Raw genomic sequence first — 26711 nt, 5'->3', positions numbered from 1 at the left:
GGGAGTTGGCATACGGAGCGGCCCCCGCCCGGCTCGCGCCGCGGCAGGGGCCGCTCCGTGGTCCGGAGGCTCGCCTAGGTGACCGAGCTGTACGCCACCACGCCCCTGAGCAGCGCGTCCACCGCCTTGCGGGCGTTCTTCGCGACCGTGCTGTTCTCGCGCGGCGCCGCCGCCGCGATCTGCCCGAGGACGTCGATGACCTGCTTGCACCAGCGGACGAAGTCGCCCGCCGGCATGTCGGCCTCGCGCAGCACCTCGTCGAGGCCCCTGTCGCTGGCCCACTGGAAGGCGGCCCAGGCGAAGCCGAGGTCGGGCTCGCGCTGGCCCACGCCCTCCGCCTGGTTGATCTTGTGGTCCTCTTCGAGGGCGTCGAGCCGGCCCCAGATCCGCACCATCTCGGCGAGCGCCGCCTTGGCGTTGCCTGACGGCGTCTTGGGCGCCACCGCGTCGTCCGACTGGCGCGCCTCGTACACCAACGCCGAGACGCACGCGGCGAGTTCGGCCGGGCTCAGACCCTCCCAGACGCCCGCGCGCAGACACTCACTGGCCAGCAGGTCGAGCTCGCCGTACAGCCGGGCCAGGCGCTTGCCGTGCTCGGTGACCTCGTCGTCGCGCAGGTAGTCGAGTTCGGTGAGCAGCGCCACGATGCGGTCGAAGGTGCGCGCGATGGTGTTGGTGCGGCCCTCGATGCGCCGCTCCAGCTGCTGGGTGTCGCGCCGCAGGCGGTAGTAGCGCTCGGCCCAGCGGGCGTGGTCCTCACGCTCGTCGCAGCCGTGGCAGGGGTGGGCGCGCAGGGCGGCGCGCAGGCGGGTGATCTCGCGGTCGTCGGCCGCTTCCGAGCGGGCCTTGCGGTGCCGTTCGGGCACGATGTGCCCGGCCTTGGTGCGCAGCGCGGACGCCAGGTCCCGGCGCGACTGCGGCGAGCGCGCGTTGAAGGACTTGGGCACGCGCATCCGCTCCAGGGCCTCCACCGGCACCGGGAAGTCCATCGCGGCGAGCCGCTTGACCTGCCGTTCGGCGGTGAGCACCAGCGGGCGCGGCCCGTCGTGCTGCTCGAAGCCGCGGTGGCCGTTGGTGCGGCCCGCGGGGATGCCGGGGTCGAGCACGAGGGCGAGGCCCGCGAACTTGCCCGTCGGCACCTGGATGATGTCGCCCGGCCTCAGCTTCTCCAGGGACGCCGCGGCGGCCGCGCGGCGCTGGGCCGCGCCGTGCTTGGCCAGCTCGGTCTCGCGGTCCTTCAGGTCGCGCCGCATCCGCGCGTACTCCTCGAAGTCCCCGAGGTGGCAGTGCATGCCCTCGCGGTAGCCGTCGAGGCCCTCCTCGTTGCGCTGGACCTGGCGCGAGATGCCCACCACCGACTTGTCGGCCTGGAACTGCGCGAAGGAGGTCTCCAGGAGTTCGCGCGAGCGGTGCCGGCCGAACTGCTGGACCAGGTTGACCGCCATGTTGTACGACGGCCTGAAGCTGGAGCGCAGCGGATACGTCCGCGTGCCGGCGAGGCCGGCCAGGGCGCCCGGGTCCATGCCGCGCTGCCACAGGACCACGGCGTGGCCCTCGACGTCGATGCCGCGGCGGCCGGCCCGGCCGGTGAGCTGGGTGTACTCGCCGGGAGTGATGTCGGCGTGCTGCTCGCCGTTCCACTTGACGAGTTTCTCCAGCACCACCGAGCGCGCGGGCATGTTGATGCCGAGCGCGAGGGTCTCGGTGGCGAACACCGCCTTCACCAGGCCCCGTACGAACAGCTCCTCCACGACCTCCTTGAAGGTGGGCAGCATGCCCGCGTGGTGGGCCGCGATGCCGCGCTCCAGGCCTTCGAGCCACTCGTAGTAGCCGAGGACGTGCAGGTCCTCGCCGGGGATGGAGGCGGTGCGCTCCTCGACGATCTCGCGCACCTTCTGGCGCGCTTCCTCGTCGTTGAGCCGCAGTCCCGCGTACATGCACTGCTGGACGGCCGCTTCGCAGGCGGCGCGGCTGAAGATGAAGGTGATGGCGGGCAACAGGCCCTCGGCGTCGAGCCGTTCGATGACCTCAGGGCGCCCCGGCGTCCAGATCCGGGAGCGCTGGCGGCGCTCGCGCTCGCGGTCGGCCTCGCGCACCATCTTGCCGCGCCGGCGGTCGCGCGGGTTGTACGTCTTCTGGTTCTCCATCCGCGCCATGCGCAGCAGGTCGGGGTTGACCTCGCGCCGGGCGACGCCGCGGCCGCCGTGGTCGGACTCCTCCTCGAAGAGGTCGTACATCCGGCGCCCGGCCATCACGTGCTGCCACAGCGGCACCGGCCGGTGCTCGGAGACGATCACCTCGGTGTCGCCGCGGACGGTGTCGAGCCAGTCGCCGAACTCCTCCGCGTTGGAGACCGTCGCGGACAGCGAGACCAGCGTGACGGACTCGGGGAGGTGGATGATCACCTCTTCCCACACGGCGCCGCGGAAGCGGTCGGAGAGGTAGTGCACCTCGTCCATCACGACGTATCCGAGGCCCAGCAGCGCCTGGGAGCCCGCGTACAGCATGTTGCGGAGCACCTCGGTGGTCATCACGACCACCGGCGCGTCCGCGTTGACGCTGTTGTCCCCGGTCAGCAGGCCCACCTTGTCGGCGCCGTAGCGCCGCTGCAGGTCGGCGTACTTCTGGTTGGACAGCGCCTTGATGGGGGTGGTGTAGAAGCACTTGCGGCCCTGCCGCAGGGCCAGGTGCACGGCGAACTCGCCGACGATCGTCTTGCCGGAGCCGGTGGGGGCCGCGACGAGCACGCCCTTTCCGGCTTCGAGGGCCTGGCAGGCCTCGATCTGGAACGGGTCCAGATCGAAGTCGTACAGGTCACGGAAGGGTGCGAGCGCGGTGGCCTGCTCGACGGCGCGGAGCCGGGCAGCTGCGTACGCTTCGGCTGGTGAGAGGTCCTCTGTCATCTTGTCTTCGAGCCTACCCGCCGCCTCTGACAGAGGTCGCGATCTTTATTGGAGGCCGGGTTCCGCGGCCTTCCGGCCGGGCGCCGGTACCGGTGTCAATACCCGTACCGCACCCCGTACACACTCCGCGGTGAGCGGGAGCGGGCCCAGCCGCTCCCCGTCCGCGTAGCCGGTGATGCCGTCGGCGGCCAGCGTGATCGAGGCGACGCGGTGGGTGGTGACCGCGGGGTGGCCGAGGTGGGTGCCCCGGTAGACGCGCGGGAAGACCTTGAGCAGGGTCGTGCGCGAGCAGTTCCCGACCACGGTGACGTCGAAGAGCCCGTCGGTCAGGTCGGCGTCCGCGCAGATGCGCATGCCGCCTCCGTAGGAGGACGCGTTGCCGACCGCGACGAGGGTCGCCTCGATCTCGCGGGTCTCGCCGTCGTCCAGCGTGATCTTGTACGGGACGGGCCGGAAGGCGGCCAGTTCGGCGAGCATGGCGAGGTCGTACTTGAAGCGTCCGCCCCACCGCATCCGGTTGCCGCGGTCGTTGACCTTGGAATCGAAACCGGAGGCGAGGACGGTGGCGAACCAGCGGTCGCCGGTGCGGCCGAGGTCGATGTCCGTGAGGTGGCCGCCGCCGAGGGCCTCGGCCGCGTGCCGTCCCGCGCGCGCCGGATCGCGCAGGGGCAGGCCGAGGGCGCGGGCGAAGTCGTTGCCGGTGCCGGCGGCGATCACGCCGAGGGGCGTGGTGGTTCCGGCGACGGCCTGGAGGGCGAGGTTGACCATGCCGTCGCCGCCGACGGTGACGAGCGCCCCGGTACCGGCGCCGACGGCCTCGCGGGCGCGGCGCAGCGCGTCGTCGGCGTCCTCGCCGAGGACGGTGCGCACGGAGAAGCCGGCGTCCCGCAACGCGGAAGCGGCCGGCTGCGCGGCGTGCGCGCCCCGGCCGCGTCCAGCGGTGGGATTGACGAAGAGGGTGATCTCGCTGGTCACCCGCCGGACCCTACAAGCTCCGGCGCCACGGTCAAGGTCAGGTGACGTCGTCGTAGCCGCCCAGCCTGCTGGAGCGTCCGCCGTCGGACTGCTCGGGCAGCGTGGCCGGCGAGGTCACGGGCTCGACGGTGCCGATGTCCTCGGGGGTGAGGTCCAGGTCGGAGGCCTCGTCGTCGGCGGGGCCGGATGCGGCCCGCTCGCGGCGCCGCTTGTCGTTCAGCATCGAGATGATCACGGCGACGAAGTAGAGGCCGACGATCGGGGTGGCGAGCGAGAGCATCGAGACCGGGTCGACGGTCGGGGTGGCGAAGGCCGCGAAGACCGTGACACCCATGATCATTCCGCGCCACCAGCCCAGCATCCGGCGGCCGGTGAGAATGCCGCTGAAGTTGAGCATGACGAGGAAGAGCGGCAGCTCGAAGGAGAGGCCGAAGACGATGATCATGCGCGTGACGAGGTCGATGATCTCGTTGAGCGGCAGCAGGTTGGTGACGCCCGAGGGCGTGAAGCCGAGGAGCACCTCGGCCGCCGCGGGCAGCACGTGGTACGAGAACCAGCCGCCGGCCACGAAGAGCGGGACGCCGGCCGCGACGAAGCTCAGCGAGTAGCGCCGCTCGTGCTTGTGCAGGCCCGGCGCCACGAACGCCCACAGCTGGTAGAGCCAGACCGGGCTGGCCGCGACGATGCCCGCCACCATCGACACCTTGATCATCAGCGTGAACGGCCCCATCAGGCCGGACATCGTGATGTTGCCGCAGGTGTCCTTGTTCTTGCTGGTCAGCTCGTGGAAGTCGGACGGGCAGCCGACCGACTGCGTGATCGGCTTGGTGATCAGACCGGCGATGTCCTTGTAGTAGAACGCCGCCACGATCGCGCAGACCAGGATCGCGAACACCGATTTCGCGAGCCGGTTGCGCAGCTCGCGAAGGTGGTCCGAGAGCGGCATCCGGCCCTCGGGGTCCCTCTGTTGTTTGCGGGCAGACTTGAGCAACCCACGTCCTCATCTCGTGCGGCAGGTCACTTTGGTCACAGAGGTGAGCAGCGCCTGCTGTCGGCCCGGTGTCAGCGCTGCGTGGTGTCCGTCGGCTCGTTCACCGGACGGGCGCTGCTCACATCGCCGGGCGCCGACTGGATCGTGCGCTGGGCCGGGGGCTGCTCGCCCGGGACCGGCGGGTCGGCCGGGGCGGGCTGCTGGCCCTCGGACTTCATGGCCTTGGCCTCGCTCTTGAGGATGCGGGCCGACTTGCCGAGCGACCGCGCCATGTCCGGGAGCTTCTTCGCGCCGAACAGGAGGACGACGACGATGAGGATGAGAATGATCTCGGGGGCGCCGAGCCTTCCGAACATAAGCGTTTACCTTCTCACCGAGGCTGCAGGGGTGGGGGCTGCCGGTTGCCGGCCGGACTGGTGTCCGACCGTCTTACGTGCAGCGATCGTAACGCGCAGGGGTGAACGCCGGGCAATCCCCGTGCGTACTCCCGTTTGCGGACCGGGCCTCGCTACCAGGGCCGCTTTGTGCAGCGTACCGCCCCGAATCGGGCGACATCAGAGCGCACCGGTCATCGATGCGTTTCCCCGGCACCCGCGAGGTCCACGGCCGCGCGTTCCAGGTCGTCGGCGGCCCGGTTGATCCGCCGTGTGGTCTCGGCCACTTGACGGCCGAGCCGCTGCGCCTCGACGAAGACCTTGACGGCGAGGACGCCGAGCACGGCGATCCCGAGGAAACCGAGGGCGATGGCGGTCATCGGCCAGAACATGGATGCGGACCCTAGACGGTGGAGTGGAGGCGGAGGGTGCTGACGCCGCCGCCGGTGAGGAGCTCGATGATGCGCTCTCCGGCGGGCTTGCGGACGGCCGAACCGCACTCGGGACAGGTGAACGAGTAGAAGGTGGTGCGGCGGCTGGCGCCGATGGCGAGCCGCAGCGCGGGCGCCCCGAGCTCGAAGCGGGCACGGCACTGCGGGCAGGCCGCCTTGAAGAGGACCGGGACGACCGGACGGGAAATACCGGGCAGTACCGACATGTTCCGCAATTCTCCTCAGCGCTGGTGGTCGGGCACGGGCGGTTCCTCATAGCCGGCCAGCGCCTCGCGCGCCACGCGCCGGGCGCTCTCGGCGAGGTCGTCGGGCGCGACGATCCGGCCGTCCTGCCCGAGCCGCAGCGCGAGGCGGCGCAGCGAGGCCGGGTCGGGGGTGCGCAGGGTGATCCGCAGACCGCCGTCGGGCAGCTCCTCGGCGCTGTCGTGCGGGTAGTACTCGGCGACCCAGCGCCCGCCGGGGCCCACCTCGACGACGACCTCGGGGTCCTCGGCCGAGGGCTGGACGAGCCCCTCGGACAGGTCGCGCAGCTCCAGCTCGGGCGGCGCCGACGCCTCGTCGAGGAGGCGGATCTCGGCGACGCGGTCGAGCCGGAAGGTGCGCCGGGCCTCGGAGAGGCGGCACCACGCCTCCATGTAGGTGTGGCCGACGGCGAAGAGCCGGATCGGGTCGACCTCGCGCTCGGTCAGCTCGTCGCGGGCCGGCGAGTAGTACCTGACCCAGAGCCGGCGGCGCTCGGAGATGGCCCGGTCGACCTCGGCGAACACTCCGCCCTCGGATTCGAAGGTGACCGACAGCCGGGAGCTGGCGCCCGCCGCCTCGCCGGCCGCGGCCTCCAGCTTGGCGGTGGCGCGCAGCAGTGCCTGCCGGTCGCCTTCGCGCAGGCCCGGCAGGGTGGAGACGGCCCGGGCCGCCACCAGCAGCGCGGTCGCCTCGTCGGCGGCGAGCCGCAGCGGCGCCGCGACGTCGTCCGGGTTGTGCCACCAGATGCGGTCGCCGTCGGTGTCGATGTCCAGGAGGTCGCCGCCGCGGAAGCTCGTGCCGCACATGGGCAGCACGTCCAGGTCGGAGATCAGTTCGTCCTCGGTGATGCCGAAGGCGCGGGCGACGTCCGCGACATGGGCGCCGGGGCGCTCGCGCAGATAGGTCACCAGCGACAGCATCCGCCGCGTCTGGTCGATGGCGTTGGCAGCCATGGTCGTACGGTCCCCCTCAGGCCTTGGCCACGGCGCGCAGCCGCTCGATCACATCGGCCCGCAGATCGGCCGGTTCCAGCACGACCACGTCGGGCCCGAACTCCACCAGGTGGGCGTCGAGCCCGTGCCCGTACGGAATCTCCAACTCGTCCCAGCCGTCGGCGAGTTCCCGGGTGGAGGTGGCCCGCGAACGCAGCGGGTAGCCGGCGCCGGAGCGCAGCCGGATCCGGGCCGAGCGGGTGGCGGTCTCCCCCGCCCAGGTCTCGACGGTCTCACGGACGGTCACCACGTCGGGCACCGGCGCGGTGAAGGCGCCGGCGCGGGAGCGGACCTTGCCGCTGATGCGGCTGAGCCGGAACACCCGCTCGGCGCCGCGCTCGCGGTCCCAGCCGGCCAGGTACCAGTGGCCCCGCCAGCATTCCAGGCCCCAGGGCTCGACCTGGCGGGTCTCGGGGCGTACGGCGGTGACCTTGCGGTAGTCGAAGACGACCGGGCGCCGGTCGCGGCAGGCCAGCATCAGCGGCTCGAAGGCCGTCTCATGGACCGGGATGCGCGGTTCGATCGCGCTGTGCTCATACGGATTGTCGGCTTCCGGCATACCGGCGGCGCGCAGCTTCTGGAGCGCGCCGCTGGCCGCTCCCGCGAGCCGGGCCTGCTGCCAGACACGGGCGGCGAGGCCGAGCGCTGCGGCCTCCTCGGCGTCCAGCTGGACGGGGGGCAGCCGGTTGCTGTCCCGGCGGGCGAGATAGCCGGTCTCACCGTCCAGGTTCTCGACGGTCTCGATGACCAGGCCGAGCTCGCGCAGGTCCTCCTTGTCCCGTTCGAACATCCGGTTGAAGGAGTCGTCGGAACCGGCCTCCAGGTAGGCCTCGATGGACTCGCGCAGCTCCCGCTTGCTGAGTGCGCGCCGTGTCCCGAGCAGACACAGCGCCAGATTCATCAGCCGCTCCGCCTTGGCAATCGCCATCGATGCCCTACGCCCTCTCTCGTTGTGCGCTACGACCGTTGACCGTACCGCTCCGCGCTGCCGGGGCAAAAGCCGAGGGCCCATGCCCGCAGGCATGGACCCTCGGTCCGATCAGGTCCGATCGCTCGGGACCGGTCGCGGTGCGTCTCAGACGGAGACCAGGTCGCAGACGAAGATCAGCGTCTCGCCGGGGGCGATGGCACTGCCGGCGCCGCGGTCGCCGTAGGCGAGGTGGGCGGGGATGGTCAGACGGCGACGGCCGCCGACCTTCATGCCCTGGATGCCCTGGTCCCAGCCGGCGATGACCTGGCCGACGCCGAGCTGGAACTGCAGCGGGGCGCCGCGGTTCCAGGAGGCGTCGAACTCCTCGCCGGTGGAGAAGGCCACGCCCACGTAGTGGACCTTGACCTTGTCCCCGGCCTTGGCGACGGCGCCGTCGCCCTCCCAGATCTCCTTGATCTCCAGGTCCGTCGGCGGCTGACCCTCGGGGAAGTCGATCTCGGGCTTGTCGATGCTCACGTCATGCTCCTACTTATCGCTATGGGCAACCGGGACAGTCTTACACTGCGCCGAGGATGTCCACGACGAAGACCAGGGTGGAGTTCGCCGGGATGTCCGCGCCCTGGGCCTTGTCCTTGTAGCCCTGCTCCGGCGGGATGACGAGCAGCACGCGGCTGCCGACCTTCTTGCCGACGAGCCCCTTGTCCCAGCCCTCGATGACCTGGCCCTGGCCGATGGCCGTGGCGAACGGGGCGCCCGTCTTCCACGAGGTGTCGAAGAGCTTCGCCTGCGCCGCGCCCTCGTTGGGCTTCCAGGTGGCGCCGCTGTACTGCATGTAGACGGTCTGGCCGCTCTTGACCTCGGGGCCCTTGCCCTCGATGAGGACCTGGTCGACCAGCTTCTTGGGCGGGTCGTTCTTCGGGACCGTGATCGTGGCGGCCTCCTCCTTGTCCGCCTTGATCTGCGGCAGGTCGGAGGGGATCGACGCCTGGGTGCCGTCCACCTTCTTCGGCATCACGCTGTCGACGTCGAGGACGAAGACGAGGTTGTCGGAGCCGGAGACGCCGAGCTCCTGCTTGCCCGCCGCGCCGAACGCGGCGGCCGGCGGGGCGACGACCAGGACACGGGCGCCGACCTTCTGGCCGAGCACCGCCTCGCTGAACGCCGGGATGTACGTCTGCGAGCCGGCCGGGATGACCTGGGGCGCGCCGCCCTGGTCGTAGGAGCCGGCGAGCTCCTTGCCGCTCTTCCAGATCTTCCCGGTGAACTTGGTCACCGCGAGGTCGTCCTTCTTGACCTCGGCGCCGGTGCCGGCGGTCAGCGTCTTGACGACGAACTTGCCGCTCGGGTCGCCCTTGGGAATGGTGATCGTGGGCTTCTTGCCCGCGTCACCCGCGACGGTGGGCATCGGCGAAGCGTCGGACACCGGCTTGGGGGCCGGGGCCTGCGACGCCGAGCCGGAGGGAGAAGCGGACGGGTCCTTCTTCTTCGCTGCGTCGTCGTCACCTCCTCCGCAGGCCGCGGTGAGCATCAAGGCCGGCACGATGAGCGCGGCAGCAAGTCGGCGTCGCACAGTGGTCCTCGGGGGTAGCTGGAACGGTCGGAGCCGCCACTCTACGGCCCCACTCCTGCACCACAAGGGTCCGGCATGCCCGGGGGGGGGGGGGGCGGGGCCGGCCCCCCCCCCCCCCCCCCCCCCCCCCCCCCCCCCCCCCCCCCCCCCGCGGGCCGCCCGGCGCCCCCCCCCCCCCCCCCCCCCCCCCCCCCCCCCCCGCTCAGCACGGCTGACGCCGCCTCACATACCGGCGATCAACTTCTCCACCCGGTCGTCCACCGAACGGAACGGGTCCTTGCACAACACGGTGCGCTGCGCCTGGTCGTTGAGCTTCAGATGCACCCAGTCGACCGTGAAGTCCCTGCGCTGCTCCTGGGCGCGGCGGATGAAGTCGCCGCGCAGCCGGGCCCTGGTGGTCTGCGGGGGCACCGACTTGCCCTCGAAGATCTTCAGGTCGTTGCAGATCCTGGCCGCCTGGCCCTTGCGCTCCAGGAGGTAGTACAGGCCCCGCCGGCGGTGGATGTCGTGGTAGGCGAGGTCTATCTGCGCGACCCGGGGGTGCGACATGGTCATGTTGTTCTTGGCCCGGTACCGCTCGATGAGCTGGTACTTCATGACCCAGTCGATCTCGGTGCCGATCCGGTCGAGGTCCTCGGCCTCGATGGCGTCGAGGGTGCGGCCCCACAGTTCGAGGACCTGGTCGACGGTGCCGGTGCGGATGCCCCGGCGCTCCACGAAGTCGACGGCCTTCTCGTAGTACTCGCGCTGCACTTCGAGGGCGGAGGCCTCGCGGCCGCTGGCCAGGCGCACCTTGCGCTGGCCCGTGATGTCGTGGGAGACCTCGCGGATGGCCCGGATCGGGTTCTCCAGGGTGAGGTCGCGCATGACGGTGCCGGCCTCGATCATGCGCAGCACGAGGTCGGTGGCGCCGACCTTGAGGAGCATGGTCGTCTCGGACATGTTCGAGTCGCCGACGATGACGTGCAGGCGCCGGTAGCGCTCGGCGTCGGCGTGCGGCTCGTCCCTGGTGTTGATGATGGGACGCGAGCGGGTGGTGGCGGAGCTGACGCCCTCCCAGATGTGCTCGGCGCGCTGGCTGACGCAGTACACCGCGCCGCGCGGGGTCTGCAGCACCTTTCCCGCGCCGCAGATCAGCTGGCGGGTGACGAGGAACGGGATGAGGATGTCCGCGAGCCGGGAGAACTCTCCGTGCCGGGCGACCAGATAGTTCTCGTGGCAGCCGTAGGAGTTTCCCGCCGAGTCGGTGTTGTTCTTGAAGAGATAGACGTCGCCCGCGATTCCCTCCTCGTGCAGGCGGCGTTCGGCGTCGACGAGCAGGCCTTCGAGAATGCGCTCGCCGGCTTTGTCGTGGGTGACCAGTTCGGTCACGTTGTCGCATTCGGGAGTTGCGTATTCCGGATGCGATCCCACGTCGAGGTAGAGGCGGGCGCCGTTCCGCAGAAAGACGTTGCTGCTGCGGCCCCATGACACAACACGGCGGAAGAGGTAGCGCGCCACTTCGTCAGGAGACAGTCGGCGCTGTCCCCTGAACGTGCACGTGACGCCGTACTCGTTCTCCAGCCCGAAAATGCGGCGGTCCATGAGTGAACATTACGCCTGATGGCCTGAGCTGAAACCGGGTTCGACGGCACGGTTTTGATCATTTTCCTCAACTGCCGCCGCGGCGCGCCGCGGGCCGGGAGCCGCAAGCACCCTTTGCGTCAGGAGCAGCACGGCCAGCGCCGCGATTCCACCACCGCCGGCGACCGCGAAACCGGCGCCCGTTCCGCCGAGTTCGACCGCGGGTCCGGCCGCGGCCGTGCCCAGCGCGGTGCCCACGCCGAAGGCCGTCACCAGCCAGGAGAACGCCTCGGTGACGGTGCCGCGCGGGGCGTGGCGGTCCACGACGATGAACGCGCAGGCGATGGACGGCGCGAGGAAGAGCCCGGAGACGACGGTGAGCGCGGCCATCGCGGGCACACCCGGCACCAGCGTCAGTGGCAGATAGCCGACGGCGAGGAGCCCGACCAGGACGCGCAGCCGCTTCTCCGGTGCGCCGCTCCACCGACGGGCCCCGTAGACGAGACCGCCCACCAGGGCGCCCAGCCCGTTGGCCGCCATGAGCCAGCCGTAGACGGTGCCGCTGCCGTGGTCGTCGGCGTAGGCGGACGCGGCCACGATGATGGCGCCGAGCGCGAGACCGACGAAGAAGAACGAGCCGAGCAGCGCGAGCAGCCCGGGTGAGCGCAGCGCGCCCAGCCAGTGCGCCTCGCGGGGCGCCGAACGCCAGGCCCTGGACGGCCGGGACAGCACCACGCTGAGCGCGCCGAGCACCCCGAGCGCGTTGATCAGTACCAGGGCGGCGGCGGGCGACCACAGGGCGATGAGGACAGTGACGAGCAGCGGGCCGACCGTGAACATGACCTCCTGGGCTATCGCGTCCATGGCGTACGCGGTGTGCACCTGGTCCTCGCGCTCCAGGACGCCGGGCCACAGCGCCCGCAGCCCGCCCTCCAGGGGCGGGGTGGCGAGCCCCGCCACCAGGACCGCCGCGTGGGCCACCGCCACCGGCTCGATGCCCACGACGGCCAGCACGCTCATGCCCAGCGCGGACAGCAGGGCCGCGGGCAGCATCACGCGCGGCTGGCCGTACAGGTCCACCGCCCGCCCGAGCAGCGGCTGGCCGACGGCCGTGGCCACGCCGTACACGGCGGTCAGGGCGCCGGCGAGCGAGTAGCTGCCGCCCTCGGCGCGGACGAAGAAGACGACCGCGATGGCGGCGGTGGCGTTGGGCAGCCGCCCGGTGAGCGTGCCCGCGAGCAGCCGCCCGGCGTGCCGGGTCCGAAGGATCTCCGCGTATCCGGCCGCCATGGCCACTCCTCAAGTGTTACGTATAACGTCCGAGGTCATACGTACCATGTGGCAAGTCCGCGGGTCCACCCCGCGCCCGCCCGCCCACCGCCCTGGAGGACCCGTGACCAGCCCGGACGCCCCGGAACCCGCACCGGTCCCGGCCCGCGCGGGGGTCCGGGCCGCCCGGGCCGCGCTCGCCGGGGCCCGGCCGCCCACCAGCCGGGACGTGGCGGGCGCCGCCGGAGTGTCCCAGGCCACCGTGTCCCTGGTGCTCGGCGACAAATGGCGGGGCAGGGTCTCCGAGCGGACCGCGGGCCTGGTGCGCGAGGCCGCGCGGGAACTCGGCTACCGCCCCAACCTCGCGGCCCGCAGCCTGCGGCTCGGCCGCACCCGTACGGCGCTCCTGGTGGTGCCTGCCATGACCAGCGAGTTCTTCGCGCAGGTCTACGCGGGCGCGGCGAAGGTCGCCGCCGAGCACGGCTTCGGCGTGGTGCTCTACCCCTCCCCCGAGGGCATCGGCCCGGCCCGCGACCCCTTCGACTCCGCGCGCACCGCGCTCGACGGCGTCATCGCCTCCTCGATGGCGGCGGACGCGCTGGCCACCATCCGCGGCACCGACCTGCCCCTGGTGATGCTGGACAGCGATCCGGCCGAGCCGGGGCCCGCGGCCCACGTGAACCTCGACATCGCCGGCGGCGTACGGCGTCTGACGGAGCATCTGCTCGCCCTCGGCCACCGCCGCTTCACCCACATCGCCGCCGACGTGGACTCCTGGACGTTCGTCGTGCGCGCCCGCGCGCTGGCCGCGGCGCTCGACGAGGTGGCGGACGCCGAGCTGACCACGGTCCGCGCCCCGCTCAGCGTGGACGGCGGCCGGCAGGGCGCGGAGCGCGCGCTGGACGCCGGCGCCCGGCCGACCGCCCTGGTCTGCGACGACGACTTCCTGGCCGCGGGCGCCTGCAAGGCCGCGCACCGGCTCGGGCTGCGCGTACCGGACGACGTCTCGGTCACCGGCTTCGACGGGCTGACGCTCGCGACCGCCCTCGAACCCGAGCTGACCACGCTCGCGCTGCCCGCCGAGCAGGTGGGCGCCCGCGGCATGGCGGCCCTGCTGGCCGTCCTTGAGGGGCGCCCCGTGGAGCGGGGGGACCTGCCGGTGGCGCTCGCCGTGCGGGGCTCAACGGCCGCGCCCCGGCCCGCCTGAGGGCGGAACCGGGGCGCGGCGGAAGCGGGGCGGGACTACTCGTCCTCCGTCTCCTCCAGGTCCGAAGGGGCCTCGGTGGGCTCGGTCTTGGCCACGTCGGCCTGGAGCAGCCGGGAGAGCTGGCGGCCCACGATGCGCTTGAACTTCCGCTTCTGGGGCCGCGTCCGGTCGAGGACCGCGACCTCAAGGCGCTCGGCGGGGATCTCCCGGTCGGCGCCGTTGGTCTGGTTGGACAGGGCCTGCACCGCCAGCATCAGCGCCTCCGCGAGCGACATGCCGTCCTGGTGGCGCTGGTCCAGGAAGGTGCTGATCTGCTCGGAGTTGCCGCCGACCGCGACCGAGCCGTGCTCGTCCACGATCGAGCCGTCGTGCGGCAGCCGGTAGATCTGGTCCTCTTCGGGGGTGCTGCCGACCTCGGCGACGACCAGCTCCACCTCGTACGGCTTCTCGCCGACGCTGGAGAAGATGGTGCCGAGCGTCTGGGCGTAGACGTTGGCGAGCCCACGGGCCGTCACATCGTCGCGGTCGTAGGTGTATCCGCGCAGATCGGCGTAGCGGACGCCGCCGATGCGGAGATTCTCGTACTCGTTGTACTTGCCGGCCGCCGCGAAACCGATCCGGTCGTAGATCTCGCTGAACTTGTGCAGCGCGCGGGACGGGTTCTCGCCGACGAAGACGATGCCGTCGGCGTACTGGATCACGACCAGGCTGCGGCCGCGGGCGATGCCCTTGCGGGCGTACTCCGCACGGTCGGCCATGGCCTGCTGGGGTGAGACATAGAACGGGGTCGACACCGGCTAACCGTCCCTTTCTGTCAGTGGCTGGGTCATCTCAGGGGCTGCGCGGGCCTCAGAGGAGGGCGGCCCGGGGGCCGTCGGGCTGCTCCAGCCGCCGCGCCAGGACCGAGCGGGCGAGCTCGGAGGACTCCGCCTCGGTGAGCCTGCGGAAGCCGTCCTCCGTGATGACGGTGACGATCGGGAAGATCCGGCGCGCCATGTCGGGGCCGCCGGTCGCCGAGTCGTCGTCGGCGGCGTCGTAGAGCGCCTGGATGACGAGCGTGGTCGTCTCCTGCTCCGTCAGGTCGTCGCGGTAGAGCTTCTTCATGGAGCCCCGGGCGAAGATGGAGCCGGATCCGGTGGCGGCGAAACCGTGCTCCTCGGAGCGGCCGCCGGTGACGTCGTAGGAGAAGATGCGGCCCTTGTCGCGGTCCACGTCGTAGCCCGCGAAGAGCGGGACCACGGCCAGGCCCTGCATGGCCATGCCCAGGTTGCCACGGATCATCGTGGAGAGCCGGTTGGCCTTGCCCTCCAGGGAGAGCGTGGTGCCTTCGACCTTCTCGAAGTGCTCCAGCTCCAGCTGGAAGAGCTTGACCATCTCCACCGCGAGGCCGGCGGTGCCGGCGATGCCGACCGCCGAGTACTCGTCGGCCGGGAAGACCTTCTCGATGTCGCGCTGGGCGATCATGTTGCCCATCGTGGCCCGCCGGTCACCGGCCAGGACGACCCCGCCGGGGAACGTCGCGGCCACGATCGTCGTGCCGTGCGGCGCCTCGACGTGCCCCTGCACGGGCGGCAGGACGCGCTTGCCGGGCAGCATCTCGGGCGAGTGGTCGGACAGGAAGTCCATGAATGAGGAGGAGCCGGGCGTCAGGAAGGCAGCTGGTAGACGCCCGGTGCCACGAGTGTTGGCTTCCACGAGTTTCCTTCCAAGTAGGCGGCAGCGCGACGGACGGTGTCGGGATCGTCTCCCAACTTGCCGATGGCCGAATTGCAGTTGAAGCAGAGTACGCCTCGGACCCTACCCGTCTTGTGGCAGTGATCCACATGAACGGCGGGGACGGAGAGGCAGATGACGCAGAGGCCCTTCTGCACGGCGATCATCCGGTCACGGTCGTCTTCGGTGATGCCGTACTGGCGCTTGAGGTGCCCCGCACGACCCTCGATGGCCCTGCACGCCTTGCAGCGCGTGGAGAGGCCATCAGAAGCGGTCACATTGCGGTGCCACTCACTGTGAGGCTTCACTTCGCCGCAGGAGCGGCACTCTTTGCAGCCCGGCGGGACGTCCACCTTCTCGCGCACACTCTTGCCTTCGGCCTCACGTCGGCGTCGGTAATGCGCAGCCCCGTACTCCGCCACGCATTCCCGACACCTGACCTGAAGGCCGTCGCGCCTGTTCCTGTCGGCAGCGAAAGAGTCGAGAGAAAGGGTCCGCTTGCAGCCGGTGCATTTCTTCACATCGACTGAATCGGACATAACGCCTATTGACCACCTTTTTGCACAAATGAGCGCACGAAGTCCTCTGCGTTTTCCTCAAGTACGTCGTCGATCTCGTCCAGCACCGAGTCCACGTCGTCCGACAGCTTCTCCTGCCGTTCCTTGAGGTCCTCCGAGGCCTGCGCGTCCTGCGTCTGCTCCTCGGTCTCCTCGGTGGAGCGCGTCGCCTTCTGCTGGCCGCCGCCGGTGTCCTTGGTCGCCATCTACCTCACCCCGCTCGGTTCGATGTCCTTGATCAGAGTCCTTGATCAGACCCTACAAGCCGGGTCCGACGTCGGCCCCGCACTCGGTGGAACGCGTGGGCCTACCTCTGTGTTTCCCACACCTCGGGGCTTTCAGCCCCCCGAGAGCACCCGCACCAGATCTTCGGCCGTGCGGCACCGGTCGAGCAGCGCCTTCACGTGGTTACGCGTTCCGCGTAGGGGCTCCAGGGTTGGCACCCGCTGGAGCGAGTCACGGCCCGGCAGGTCGAAGATGACCGAGTCCCAGGAGGCCGCCGCGACGTCGTCCGCGTACTGCTCGAGGCAGCGGCCCCGGAAGTACGCCCTGGTGTCCTCCGGAGGCTCCGTCTGGGCCCTCAGGACGCCCTGGTCGTCCAGCAGGCGCTTCATCTTGCCGCGGGCCACCAAGCGGTTGTAGAGGCCCTTCTCGGGCCGTACGTCGGCGTACTGGAGGTCCACCAGGTGCAGCCGCGCCGCGTCCCAGTCCAGGCCGTCCCGGCGCCGGTAGCCCTCCATCAGTTCGCGTTTGGCGATCCAGTCGAGCTCCCCCGACAGGCTCATCGGGTCGTTCTCCAGGCGGTTCAGGACGTCCTCCCAGCGGGCCAGGACGTCCTTGGTCTGCTCGTCGGCGTCCGCCCCGAAGCGCTCCTCGACGTACTTGCGGGCCAGCTCGAAGTACTCCATCTGGAGCTGCACCGCGGTCAGGCTGCGGCCGCTGCGCAGCGTGACGAGGTGGTGCAGCGCGGGGTCGTGCGAGACCTGGTGCAGGGTGCGCACCGGCTGGTCCACGGCCAGGTCGACGTTGATGAAGCCTTCCTCGATCATGGAGAGGACCAGCGAGGTCGTCCCCAGCTTGAGGTAGGTGGAGATCTCCGAGAGGTTGGCGTCGCCGATGATGACGTGCAGGCGGCGGTATTTCTCCGCGTCGGCGTGCGGCTCGTCGCGGGTGTTGATGATCGGGCGCTTGAGGGTCGTCTCCAGGCCGACCTCGACCTCGAAGTAGTCGGCCCGCTGGCTGATCTGGAAGCCGTGTTCGCGGCCGTCCTGACCGATGCCGACCCGGCCGGCGCCCGTGATGACCTGGCGCGAGACGAAGAACGGCGTCAGGTGGCGCACGATGTCCGAGAACGCGGTCTCCCGCTTCATCAGGTAGTTCTCGTGCGTGCCGTACGAGGCGCCCTTGTTGTCGGTGTTGTTCTTGTACAGGTGGATCGGCTGGGCGCCGGGCAGCTGGGCCGCGCGCTCGGCGGCCTCGGCCATGATGCGCTCGCCCGCCTTGTCCCACAGGACGGCGTCGAGCGGGTTGGTGACCTCCGGCGAGCTGTACTCGGGGTGGGCGTGGTCGACGTAGAGGCGCGCCCCGTTGGTGAGGATGACGTTGGCGAGGCCGATGTCCTCGTCGGTGAGCTGGCTGGAGTCGGCGGCCTCGCGGGCGAGGTCGAAGCCGCGGGCGTCCCGCAGCGGGTTCTCCTCCTCGAAGTCCCAGCGGGCGCGGCGCGCCCGGTGCATCGCCGCCGCGTAGGCGTTGACGATCTGGGACGAGGTGAGCATGGCATTGGCGTTGGGGTGGCCGGGGACGGAGATGCCGTACTCCGTCTCGATGCCCATTACTCGCCGTACGGTCATGCGGCCCTCCTTGCCCGGCGGCGCTCCCCCGCGGGAGCGGCGCTCAAGTACCGCTGGTTCTCCGATGCGTGTGCGGTGCCCGTCCCCGCACTGCGCGACTCGGCGGTACGGAAGAGACTAGAACGCCATTGCCCTGGTGGGGAGATCGATTCCGTCAATTGCTGTCGGCTGCTGATGGCCTGAAAAGCAGTCGGCTGCGGATGCCCGCCCGGGCATCCGCAGCCGGCCTGCCTTTTACAGGTACTGACCGGTGTTGGCCACCGTGTCGATGGAACGTCCGGTGTCCGCGCCCTGCTTTCCGGTCACCAGGGTGCGGATGAATACGATCCGCTCGCCCTTCTTTCCGGAAATCCTGGCCCAGTCGTCCGGGTTGGTGGTGTTCGGCAGGTCCTCGTTCTCCTTGAACTCGTCCACGCATGCCTGGAGGAGGTGGGAGATCCGAAGGCCCTTCTGGTTCTGGTCGAGGAATGCCTTGATGGCCATCTTCTTCGCCCGGTCCACGATGTTCTGGATCATGGCGCCGGAGTTGAAGTCCTTGAAGTACAGGACTTCCTTGTCGCCGTTGGCGTACGTGACTTCCAGGAAGCGGTTCTCCTCGGACTCCGCGTACATCTGCTCCACCACGGACTGGATCATCGCGTGGGTGGTGCCGTCCGCGTCCCCGCCGTGTTCGGCGAGGTCGTCGGCGTGCAGCGGCAGCGAGGACCTGAGGTACTTGGCGAAGATGTCCTTCGCCGCCTCCGCGTCCGGACGCTCGATCTTGATCTTCACGTCGAGCCGGCCGGGCCGCAGGATGGCGGGGTCGATCATGTCCTCGCGGTTGGAGGCGCCGATGACGATGACGTTCTCCAGGCCCTCCACACCGTCGATCTCGGCGAGCAGCTGCGGGACGATGGTGTTCTCCACGTCCGAGCTGACACCGGATCCGCGGGTGCGGAAGAGGGATTCCATCTCGTCGAAGAAGACGATGACGGGGGTGCCCTCGCTCGCCTTCTCCCGTGCGCGCTGGAAGACCAGGCGGATGTGCCGCTCGGTCTCACCGACGTACTTGTTGAGGAGCTCGGGGCCCTTGATGTTGAGGAAGTAGCTCTTCCCCGCGGGCTGTCCGGTCACCTCGGCGACCTTCTTGGCAAGGGAGTTGGCGACCGCCTTCGCGATCAGCGTCTTGCCGCATCCCGGCGGCCCGTAGAGCAGGATGCCCTTGGGCGGCCGCAGTTCGTGCTCCTTGAAGAGGTCCGGGTAGAGGTAGGGGAGTTCGACCGCGTCGCGGATCAGCTCGATCTGGTTGCCCAGACCGCCGATCTTGTCGTAGTCGACGTCGGGGACCTCTTCGAGGACGAGTTCCTCGACCTCGCTCTTGGGGACCACTTCGTAGACGTAGCCGGACCTGGGTTCCAGCAGGAGCGCATCGCCGGGGCGGATGGTGATGTCCAGGAGCGGCTCGGCGAGCCTCACCACCCGTTCCTCGTCGGTGTGCCCGATCACCAGGGCGCGCTCGCCGTCCTCCAGGATCTCCTTGAGGGTGACGATGTCCCCGGCGCGCTCGAACTCCATGGCCTCGACCACGTTGAGCGCCTCGTTGAGCATGACTTCCTGGCCGCGCCGCAGTTCGTCGGGTTCGACGCTGGGGCTGACGTTCACCCGGAGCTTGCGGCCCCCGGTGAAGATGTCGACGGTGCCGTCCTCGTTGGACTGCAGGAAGACACCGAAGCCGGCCGGCGGCTGTGCGAGCCGGTCGACCTCCTCCTTGAGGGCCACGATCTGGTCGCGGGCCTCGCGCAGGGTGTTGGCGAGCCGCTCGTTCTGTGCGGACACGCCCGCCAGGCTGGTCTGCAACTCGACGATCCGCTCTTCGAGAATCCTCGTATGACGCGGCGAGTCGGCGAGCTTGCGTCGCAGGACGGCGATTTCCTGCTCTAGATAGGCAACCTGGCCGGCTGGGTCCTCAGACCCCCGCCCGGGCCGGATGCCGCGGTTGATGTCGTCGTCGTGGGCTGCCACGGTCCTCACCTCCTCCAAGGGGAGCTGGACGCTTCCTGACCCTACCTGGGCCGGTGGTGATTGAAACCCCTAGATCACAAAGACTCTGGGGTGTGTCCGATCTTCACCCTTGCGCTCTCCCTCACGTCAGGGGGATACCCACCCAGCAACATCGGAAAGCGGGCGGTTGTTATCGTCGATGGGCCAACACCCGTCAGGGCTGGCACCGATTGATTCACTCGCGCAGGAACGGCAGGCACATGAACGAGGCTCTCGAAGTCTGGATCGACCAGGACCTGTGCACCGGCGACGGCATCTGCGTCCAGTACGCCCCCGAGGTCTTCGAGCTCGACATCGACGGGCTGGCCTATGTGAAGAGCTCCGACGACGAGTTGCTGCAGTCCCCCGGCGCCTCCACGCCGGTGCCGCTGCCCCTGCTCCAGGACGTCGTGGACTCCGCCAAGGAGTGCCCGGGCGACTGCATTCACGTACGTCGGGTTTCGGACAGCGTCGAGGTGTACGGGCCCGACGCGCAGTGAGCGCGCAGTGACCGCCGGTCGCCGGAACGGTGGCATCCGGGCCTCCGGCGGGCCCGGACGGCCGGCCGCGACGGCGGCCGGCTCTCAGGCGCCCATCGCGGCGGCGCCCGTCGAGCGGATGAACTTCCCGCCCCGCCAGCGCCACTTGACGTCCTGGCGCACATCGGGGGCGAAGCGCGGGACGTCGTCGGAGGAGTAGCCCAGCACCGTCGCCGCCACCACGCCGTCGCGCACCGCGAGGCCGGTGGCGCTCTGCCGGTCCTTCGGATCCACCAGCGTGGCCACCACGCGCGGGGGCGCGCCCTTGACCGCTCCGGGCGTCAGGACGTAGACGCCGCTGGGCGGGGTGCCGCCGCCCGCGTCGCAGTGCACCACCGCGACGGTCTCGGGGGTGCCGTCGCCGTCGAGGTCGCCCGATGCCCGCTGCGCCACCACCGTGCCGAGCGGCCCGCAGTCGAGGGGGAAGGCGGCCGCGGCCGCGTCGGGGGCGGCTGCCGTCGTGAGGGGCGCGCCCTGTTCACCGGGGGCCTGCGAGGCCTTCGCCGCGTCCGGCGTCAGGAGGCCCGCGAGGGCGACCACGGCGGCCATCGCGGTGGCGGTGGCGAGCCAGTGCAGGGGGCGGGCGTGGGTGTGCGCGAGCTCAGGGACGGCGGCATTCTGCACGCGGGAGGTCTCCTGTGAGGGGCGGTGCGGGAGGTGGGGGTGGCCAGCATCGTGCCACACGTCACAGGCGGGCGGAACACTGGGGCGACAGGCTCAACGTAAAGGCGCCGCCGCCGAGTTCCCGTGTCGGTCCGGGAACTCGGCGGCGGCGCCGGTTCGTTGTACGAGGCCCAGCTTCAGGACGTGGTCAGTCCTTGTTGGGGCCCTCGTAGTCGTCGCCGTACGCGCCCTTGGCGGGGCGGCGGCGGCGCATGGGCGGCTCCACGCCGTCCGCGAGGCGGCGGGCGGTCACCAGGAAGCCGGTGTGGCCGATCATCCGGTGGTCGGGGCGGACGGCCAGGCCCTCGACGTGCCAGTTGCGGATCATCGATTCCCAGGGCTGCGGCTCGGCGAAGCAGCCGATCTCGCGGATGGACTCGACGGTGCGCGACAGCTGCGTGGTGGTGGCCACGTAGCAGCACAGGATGCCGCCGGGCACGAGCGCCTTGGACACGGCGTCCAGGCATTCCCAGGGGGCGAGCATGTCCAGGATGACGCGGTCGACGTCGGTGTCCGTCAGGTTGTCCTGGAGGTCGCCGACGGTGAGCTGCCAGGCGGGGTGCGGTCCGCCGAAGTAGCGCTCCACGTTCTGCGTGGCGATCTCGGCGAAGTCCTCGCGGCGCTCGTAGGAGTGCAGCATGCCGTGGTCGCCGATGGCGCGCAGCAGGAAGGCGCTCAGCGAGCCCGAGCCGACCCCGGCCTCGACGACGCGGGCGCCGGCGAAGATGTCGGCGAAGGCCAGGATCTGCCCCGCGTCCTTGGGGTAGACCACGGCGGCGCCGCGGGGCATGGACAGGACGAAGTCGGGGAGCAGGGGGCGCAGCGCGAGGTAGGCGACGTTTCCCGTGGTACGGACAACACTGCCCTCGGGAGCACCGATCAGCTCGTCGTGCGGGAAGGAACCCTTGTGGGTGTGGAAATTCTTCCCGGCTTCGAGCGTGAAGGTGTAGTGGCGTCCCTTGGGGTCGGTGAGCTGGACCTGGTCCCCGACCTTGAAGGGCCCGCGACGGCGGGCGGCACCGGTCGGTTCGGACATACGACCAGAGTACCGGCCGTTCCAGGTCCCGAACGCCACGGCGGGAGGGCCCCGGGCCGGGGCCGGCGTTACGACCCGGGCCTGGCCATGGCCGCGACGAAGGCCTTCTCCACGTCGGCCGCGGAGAGCACGCCGTAGATCTCCCCGGTCTCCTCGACCACCAGGTACTCGGTGGCGGGGGTCGCCCTGAGCAGGTCGAGCAGGGGCTCGCCGGCGAGTTCGGCGGGCACGCGCATGCCGTCCGTGAGGTCCTGGGCGAGGCCGCTCACCGCGACCCAGGGGCGGCGGTGTTCGGGCACGCCGACGATGGCGGCCTCGCGGACCAGGGCGGTGGGATCGCCGTGGCCGTCCACGACGACCAGCGCGCGGGCGCCCGCCTCGTTGGCGCGGCGCAGCGCCTCGGACAGCGGCGTGGTCGACTCGACGGGCACCGCGCGCCGGGTCAGGGTGCGGGCGCACAGCTCGGGGAGGTGCTCGCGCAGCCGGGCCATGCGCAGGCTGTTGCCGGCGCCGGTCCAGATGATCGCGGCGAGGATGGCGGCGAGCAGGGCGTCGGTCACCGTGTCCATGCCGCTGACCTCGTCGGGCGAGTTGCCGAGGACGCCGGTCTGGGTGAGCAGCGGGAGGCCGATGAGGACGGTGACGGCGAGCGCGCGGCCGACCCAGGCGGCGGCGACGGTGCCGCTCATGGGCCGGCCGGTGATCTTCCAGACGACGGCCCGGAGCATCCGGCCGCCGTCCAGGGGCAGGCCCGGCAGCAGGTTGAATCCGGCCACGATGAGGTTGGAGATCATCAGGCCGGCCAGCAGGACGCCGGGCACGGTGCCGGGCTCGACGGCCTTCATGCCGAGGTAGAAGACGCCGGACAGGACGAGCGAGAGCAGCGGTCCCACGAAGGCGAGGACGAACTCGCGGCCCGGCGTCTCGGTCTCCTTCTCGATCTCGGAGACCCCGCCGAAGAACTGGAGCTGGATGCGGCGCACCGGCAGCCTGAAGCGGAGCGCGGCCACCGTGTGGGCGAGTTCGTGGACGAGGACGGAGGCGTAGAAGGCGACGGCGAAGAAGAGGGCGACGAGGTAGCGGGCGGCGCCGAGCTCGGGCAGGACGCGGTCGAGCTGGCCGCCGAAGACCCAGGTGATGAGGGCCGCGACCAGGAACCAGCTGGGGGCGACGTAGACGGGCACGCCGAACGGACGGCCCATCAGGATGCCGCCGCCGGGGCCGGGCCTGGCCTGCTTGCCGTTGCCCCGTCCGCCCCTGTCCCGGTTCCCGTCCCCGGGGCCGTGTCCACCGGGGTCCTTGCCCTCCGCGCCGGACTGCGGCCGTCCGCGCTCGCCGCTCTCGCCGCTGTCTTCCACGGGTTCCCTTCGTCGGTGCTGTGCCTGCTCCGGTAACCTGCCCCGGAGCCCCGGCCGGACTCCTGGGTCCGCCGCGTGTTCGCTGCATGCGATGTCTCGATCATGCAGGGTGAGGGCGCCTGTAGTCGATGGTATTCCGCTCGCTGTCAGTGGCGGGTCGTAGGGTCTGTGTCATGAGTACGAGCACCGGTGGGGCCGCGGCCGCACAGCAGCCCACGTCGCTGTCGCCGTCGCGGGCGAACGACTTCATGCAGTGCCCCCTGCTGTACCGGTTCCGGGTGATCGACCGCCTGCCCGAGAAGCCGAGCGAGGCCGCCACCCGGGGCACGCTGGTGCACGCCGTGCTGGAGCGGCTCTTCGACGATCCGGCCGCCGAGCGCACCGCGCCGCGCGCCAAGTCGATGATCCCCGGGCAGTGGGACCGGCTGCTCGAAGCGAAGCCCGAGCTGACCGAGCTGTTCGCCGAGGACACCGAGGGCGAGCGGCTGGCACGCTGGCTGGGTGAGGCCGAGCGGCTCGTGGAGCGGTGGTTCTCGCTGGAGGATCCGACGCGGCTCGAACCGGTGGAGCGGGAGTTCTTCGTCGAGACCGAGCTGGATTCGGGGCTGCGTCTGCGCGGAGTCATCGACCGGGTGGACGTGGCGCCCACCGGCGAGGTCCGCATCGTCGACTACAAGACGGGCAAGGCGCCGCGGCCGGAGTACGCGGAGAGCGCGCTGTTCCAGATGAAGTTCTACGCGCTGGTGGTGTGGCGGCTGAAACAGGTCGTGCCGCGCCGCCTTCAGCTGGTGTACCTGGGCAGCGGCGATGTGCTGACGTACGACCCGGTGGAGGCGGACCTCCTCCAGGTGGAGCGGAAGCTGCTCGCGCTGTGGGAGGCGATCCGGCTCGCCACCGAGACGGGCGACTGGCGGCCCCGGCCCACCAAGCTGTGCGGCTGGTGCGACCACCAGGCGGTCTGTCCGGAATTCGGCGGGACTCCCCCGGTGTACCCGCTGTCCGTCGTCGCGGTGCCGGAGTCGGCAGTCTGAGGAGCGGCGGCGTCCCGGCTGCCGGGTGCCGCACGGCGGGGCGGCGGCCCCGGCCCGCGCCCGCCCGCACCGGCCCTCGGTGCGCAGGGCAGAATGGGCCGGGTCCAGCAATCCTGATGAGGAGTACCCGTGGCGATCCGCGTCCTACTGGTCGACGACCAGCCGCTGCTGCGCACCGGCTTCCGGATGATCCTGGAGGCCGAGCAGGACATCGCGGTGGTCGGCGAGGCCGGTGACGGTCTGCAGGCCCTCGACCAGGTGCGGGCGCTCCAGCCCGATGTGGTCCTCATGGACATCCGGATGCCGCGGATGGACGGGGTGGAGGCCACCCGCCAGATCAGCGGGCCCGGCAAGGACGGCCCCGCGAAGGTGCTGGTGCTGACGACGTTCGACCTCGACGAGTACGTGGTGGAGGCGCTCAAGGCGGGGGCCAGCGGCTTCCTCCTCAAGGACGCGCCCGCCCATGAGCTGGTGCAGGCGATCCGGGTCGTGGCGGCGGGCGAGGCGATGCTCGCGCCGTCCATCACGCGCCGCCTGCTCGACAAGTACGCGGACCATCTGCCGTCCGGCGAGGAGGCGGTGCCGGACACGCTGCACACGCTGACCGACCGTGAGGTCGAGGTCCTGAAGCTGGTGGCGCGCGGGCTCTCCAACGCGGAGATCGCGGCGGACCTGTTCGTCAGCGAGACGACGGTCAAGACGCACGTGGGGCACGTCCTGACGAAGCTGGGGCTCCGGGACCGGGTGCAGGCGGCGGTCTACGCGTACGAGAGCGGGCTGGTGCGGCCCGGCGCGCAGTAGCGCGGGGCGACACCCGGAGGTGTCCGGGGGCCCGGCCCCCGGACGCCGTGGTCAGCCCTTCTTGATCTCCCAGAAGCGGAACACCGTCGAGGCGTCCAGGGTCCACTCCAGGCCGGTGATGCCGGTGCGGGCCACCGCGTACTGCTTGCCCTGCCACAGCGGCAGGAGGGGGATCTCGTCGGCGACGATGTCCTGGAGCTTCGCGAACTGGCCTTCCGTGGCGGCACGGTCCGCGGTGCCCGCGGTGGCGGGGAGGATCTCGTCGGTGATCTGCTTGTTCGCGTAGTTGTTGGACAGCACGTTGCCCTTGCCGAAGAACGGCAGGGTGAAGTTGTCCGGGTCCGGGTAGTCCGGCACCCAGCCCTTCACGTAGACGCCGTACTTGCCGGCCGCGATGTCCTTCTCGTACTGCTTGATCTCGACCGACTTGACCTCGGCGTCGAACAGGCCGCTCACGTTCAGCTGGCCGGCGATCGCCCTCAACTCGTCGTCGGTGGCCGGTCCGTAGCGGCTCGGCGTGGACCACAGGGTCAGCTTGACCTTGCCGTTGATGCCCGCCGAGTGCAGCGCCGCCTTCGCCTTGGCGGGCTGCGGGCTGCCTCCGTACTGGTCGAAGAAGGCGGTGCTGTGCGCGGTGATGCCGCTCGGGATGACCGAGTACAACGGGCTGGCGGTGGAGGAGTAGACGTCGCGCACCAGGGCCTCGCGGTCCACGAGGTAGGCGATCGCCTTGCGCACGCCGAGCTTGCCGGCGACCGGGTCCTTCATGTTGAAGACGAGGTCCTGGACCTCGGCGCTGCTGCCCTCGACGACGTTGATGCCCTTCTTGTCGGCGGTCGGCGAGGTCTGGAGGTCGGCGGTGTCCTTGGCCGTGAGGCCCCGGTAGGCGAGGTCGACGCTGCCCTTGTTCAGGGCCGCGGCCAGGGCCTTCTGGTCGCCGTGGAACAGCTTCAGGGTGAGTCCGGAGTTCTTGGCCTCGACCGTGCCGCGGTAGGAGGAGTTGACCGAGAAGACGGCCTGCTTCTCGCCGAAGGAGTCCAGCTTGTAGACGCCGGAGCCGACCGCCTTGCCGTCGGTGCGCAGCCGGTCGGCCGGGTACTCCGTGTGGTCGACGATCGAGCCGGCACCGGAGGCGATCTTGCTGGGGAAGGTCGCGTCCGGGACCTTCAGGTGGAAGACCACCGTCGAGGCGTTGGGGGTGTCGACCTTGGCGAGGGTGGCGAGCATCGGCGCCGGGCCGTTGTCGTCGTTGATCTTCAGTACGCGCTCGAAGGAGTACTTGACGTCCTCGGAGGTCAGCTTGTCGCCGTTGCTGAAGGTGAGGCCGGGGCGCAGGGTGCAGCGGTAGACCGTGGAGCCGCCCCGGTCGAAGGAGCAGGCCTGGGCGGCCTCGGGCTGCGGGGTCGAGCTGCCCTTGGGGAAGCTGAGCAGGGACTGGAAGACGTTGTTGAACAGCAGCCAGGAACCGGGGTCGTAGCCGGAGGCCGGGTCGGTGGCGAGGATGTCGTCGGACATCCCCATCACCACCGAACCGCTGTCCCCGGAGGCGGCGCCGCCGCCTTGCTCCGTCCCGCAGCCACCGACGAGACCGGCCGCCACCCCCGCCGCGAGCGGGGCCGTCAGCCATCGGTTCCGTATCTTCACGCGCACGTGCCTCACAGTCCTGCTCGCGGA

Annotated in this window: 26 protein-coding genes; 4 read left to right on the top strand and 22 right to left on the bottom strand. The window is 70.7% G+C overall.

Annotated elements, in window-relative coordinates; genetic code table 11:
* Nucleotides 1–74 precede the first annotated feature (74 nt).
* The 12 genes from ACGF3I_RS16920 to ACGF3I_RS16865 form a co-directional block, all read right to left on the bottom strand.
* Nucleotides 75–2903, bottom strand: coding sequence for a DEAD/DEAH box helicase (locus ACGF3I_RS16920; protein ID WP_393132629.1), 2829 nt, complete (start codon nucleotides 2901–2903; stop codon nucleotides 75–77).
* Between the two features lie 45 nt (nucleotides 2904–2948).
* Entirely contained in the window at nucleotides 2949–3878 is a 930-nt protein-coding gene (locus ACGF3I_RS16915; RefSeq protein ID WP_393132627.1) for a diacylglycerol kinase, read from the bottom strand.
* 37 nt (nucleotides 3879–3915) lie between these two features.
* Nucleotides 3916–4869 carry a twin-arginine translocase subunit TatC gene (tatC, locus tag ACGF3I_RS16910; protein WP_393132625.1) on the bottom strand — a complete coding sequence of 318 codons (954 nt, stop codon included), beginning with the start codon at nucleotides 4867–4869 and terminating at the stop codon, nucleotides 3916–3918.
* A gap of 71 nt (nucleotides 4870–4940) precedes the next feature.
* Nucleotides 4941–5225: a Sec-independent protein translocase subunit TatA gene (gene tatA, locus ACGF3I_RS16905; RefSeq protein WP_393132623.1), complete on the bottom strand. Its 285-nt coding sequence runs from the start codon at nucleotides 5223–5225 to the stop codon at nucleotides 4941–4943.
* 212 nt (nucleotides 5226–5437) lie between these two features.
* Nucleotides 5438–5635 carry a hypothetical protein gene (locus tag ACGF3I_RS16900; protein WP_393132621.1) on the bottom strand — a complete coding sequence of 66 codons (198 nt, stop codon included), beginning with the start codon at nucleotides 5633–5635 and terminating at the stop codon, nucleotides 5438–5440.
* 11 nt (nucleotides 5636–5646) lie between these two features.
* Complete coding sequence (locus ACGF3I_RS16895; protein WP_393132619.1) at nucleotides 5647–5901, bottom strand: hypothetical protein; 255 nt, start codon at nucleotides 5899–5901, stop codon at nucleotides 5647–5649.
* 15 nt (nucleotides 5902–5916) lie between these two features.
* The gene (locus tag ACGF3I_RS16890; protein WP_393132617.1) at nucleotides 5917–6891 is read right to left on the bottom strand and encodes a helix-turn-helix transcriptional regulator; all 975 of its coding nucleotides are present in this window, start codon (nucleotides 6889–6891) and stop codon (nucleotides 5917–5919) included.
* 16 nt (nucleotides 6892–6907) lie between these two features.
* Nucleotides 6908–7858, bottom strand: coding sequence for a helix-turn-helix transcriptional regulator (locus ACGF3I_RS16885; RefSeq protein ID WP_393132615.1), 951 nt, complete (start codon nucleotides 7856–7858; stop codon nucleotides 6908–6910).
* Between the two features lie 147 nt (nucleotides 7859–8005).
* Nucleotides 8006–8377 carry an FKBP-type peptidyl-prolyl cis-trans isomerase gene (locus tag ACGF3I_RS16880; RefSeq protein ID WP_393132613.1) on the bottom strand — a complete coding sequence of 124 codons (372 nt, stop codon included), beginning with the start codon at nucleotides 8375–8377 and terminating at the stop codon, nucleotides 8006–8008.
* A 40-nt stretch (nucleotides 8378–8417) separates the two neighbouring features.
* On the bottom strand, nucleotides 8418–9431 hold the full coding sequence (locus tag ACGF3I_RS16875) for an FKBP-type peptidyl-prolyl cis-trans isomerase (protein WP_393132611.1): 1014 nt from the start codon (nucleotides 9429–9431) through the stop codon (nucleotides 8418–8420).
* Between the two features lie 222 nt (nucleotides 9432–9653).
* A complete protein-coding gene (gene pafA, locus ACGF3I_RS16870; protein WP_188271644.1) occupies nucleotides 9654–11015 on the bottom strand; it encodes a Pup--protein ligase in 1362 nt (453 codons plus the stop codon).
* A gap of 9 nt (nucleotides 11016–11024) precedes the next feature.
* The gene (locus ACGF3I_RS16865) at nucleotides 11025–12284 is read right to left on the bottom strand and encodes an MFS transporter (protein ID WP_393132609.1); all 1260 of its coding nucleotides are present in this window, start codon (nucleotides 12282–12284) and stop codon (nucleotides 11025–11027) included.
* A gap of 103 nt (nucleotides 12285–12387) precedes the next feature.
* Here ACGF3I_RS16865 and ACGF3I_RS16860 point away from each other — a divergent pair, with 103 nt between their 5' ends.
* Entirely contained in the window at nucleotides 12388–13470 is a 1083-nt protein-coding gene (locus tag ACGF3I_RS16860) for a LacI family DNA-binding transcriptional regulator (RefSeq protein WP_393132607.1), read from the top strand.
* A 35-nt stretch (nucleotides 13471–13505) separates the two neighbouring features.
* Here ACGF3I_RS16860 and prcA read toward each other — a convergent pair whose 3' ends face one another.
* The 6 genes from prcA to arc all read right to left on the bottom strand — a co-directional run bounded on the left by prcA (nucleotide 13506) and on the right by arc (nucleotide 19591).
* Nucleotides 13506–14264: a proteasome subunit alpha gene (gene prcA, locus ACGF3I_RS16855; RefSeq protein ID WP_393132605.1), complete on the bottom strand. Its 759-nt coding sequence runs from the start codon at nucleotides 14262–14264 to the stop codon at nucleotides 13506–13508.
* 55 nt (nucleotides 14265–14319) lie between these two features.
* Nucleotides 14320–15165, bottom strand: coding sequence for a proteasome subunit beta (gene prcB, locus ACGF3I_RS16850; protein ID WP_393132603.1), 846 nt, complete (start codon nucleotides 15163–15165; stop codon nucleotides 14320–14322).
* A complete protein-coding gene (locus ACGF3I_RS16845; RefSeq protein ID WP_393132601.1) occupies nucleotides 15117–15722 on the bottom strand; it encodes an endonuclease VII domain-containing protein in 606 nt (201 codons plus the stop codon). The genes prcB and ACGF3I_RS16845 overlap by 49 nt, the downstream gene beginning before the upstream one ends.
* Nucleotides 15723–15727: 5 nt before the next feature.
* Nucleotides 15728–15946, bottom strand: coding sequence for a ubiquitin-like protein Pup (locus tag ACGF3I_RS16840; RefSeq protein ID WP_127911314.1), 219 nt, complete (start codon nucleotides 15944–15946; stop codon nucleotides 15728–15730).
* A gap of 132 nt (nucleotides 15947–16078) precedes the next feature.
* Nucleotides 16079–17590, bottom strand: a complete 1512-nt coding sequence (dop, locus tag ACGF3I_RS16835) for a depupylase/deamidase Dop (protein ID WP_393132599.1) — start codon at nucleotides 17588–17590, stop codon at nucleotides 16079–16081.
* Between the two features lie 234 nt (nucleotides 17591–17824).
* The gene (gene arc / locus ACGF3I_RS16830) at nucleotides 17825–19591 is read right to left on the bottom strand and encodes a proteasome ATPase (RefSeq protein ID WP_393132597.1); all 1767 of its coding nucleotides are present in this window, start codon (nucleotides 19589–19591) and stop codon (nucleotides 17825–17827) included.
* A 239-nt stretch (nucleotides 19592–19830) separates the two neighbouring features.
* Here arc and ACGF3I_RS16825 point away from each other — a divergent pair, with 239 nt between their 5' ends.
* Nucleotides 19831–20109 carry a ferredoxin gene (locus ACGF3I_RS16825; RefSeq protein ID WP_393132595.1) on the top strand — a complete coding sequence of 93 codons (279 nt, stop codon included), beginning with the start codon at nucleotides 19831–19833 and terminating at the stop codon, nucleotides 20107–20109.
* Nucleotides 20110–20193: 84 nt separating this feature from the next.
* Here the strand turns inward: ACGF3I_RS16825 and ACGF3I_RS16820 are convergent, their stop codons facing one another.
* The 3 genes from ACGF3I_RS16820 to ACGF3I_RS16810 form a co-directional block, all read right to left on the bottom strand.
* Nucleotides 20194–20772 carry a hypothetical protein gene (locus ACGF3I_RS16820; RefSeq protein ID WP_393132593.1) on the bottom strand — a complete coding sequence of 193 codons (579 nt, stop codon included), beginning with the start codon at nucleotides 20770–20772 and terminating at the stop codon, nucleotides 20194–20196.
* Between the two features lie 187 nt (nucleotides 20773–20959).
* Entirely contained in the window at nucleotides 20960–21847 is an 888-nt protein-coding gene (locus ACGF3I_RS16815; RefSeq protein ID WP_393132591.1) for a tRNA (adenine-N1)-methyltransferase, read from the bottom strand.
* Nucleotides 21848–21915: 68 nt separating this feature from the next.
* A complete protein-coding gene (locus tag ACGF3I_RS16810; protein WP_393132589.1) occupies nucleotides 21916–23205 on the bottom strand; it encodes a site-2 protease family protein in 1290 nt (429 codons plus the stop codon).
* Nucleotides 23206–23378: 173 nt separating this feature from the next.
* Here ACGF3I_RS16810 and ACGF3I_RS16805 point away from each other — a divergent pair, with 173 nt between their 5' ends.
* A complete protein-coding gene (locus ACGF3I_RS16805; protein ID WP_393132587.1) occupies nucleotides 23379–24236 on the top strand; it encodes a RecB family exonuclease in 858 nt (285 codons plus the stop codon).
* 129 nt (nucleotides 24237–24365) lie between these two features.
* The gene (locus ACGF3I_RS16800; protein WP_393132585.1) at nucleotides 24366–25037 is read left to right on the top strand and encodes a response regulator; all 672 of its coding nucleotides are present in this window, start codon (nucleotides 24366–24368) and stop codon (nucleotides 25035–25037) included.
* A 51-nt stretch (nucleotides 25038–25088) separates the two neighbouring features.
* Here the strand turns inward: ACGF3I_RS16800 and ACGF3I_RS16795 are convergent, their stop codons facing one another.
* Nucleotides 25089–26681, bottom strand: a complete 1593-nt coding sequence (locus ACGF3I_RS16795; RefSeq protein ID WP_393132583.1) for an ABC transporter substrate-binding protein — start codon at nucleotides 26679–26681, stop codon at nucleotides 25089–25091.
* Nucleotides 26682–26711 lie beyond the last annotated feature (30 nt).

This window comes from Streptomyces sp. NPDC048111 (assembly GCF_043202815.1).
Lineage (GTDB): Bacteria > Actinomycetota > Actinomycetes > Streptomycetales > Streptomycetaceae > Streptomyces.
The sequence above is the reverse complement of the archived record's forward strand: the minus strand, read 5'-3'. Positions and strand labels throughout refer to the sequence as shown.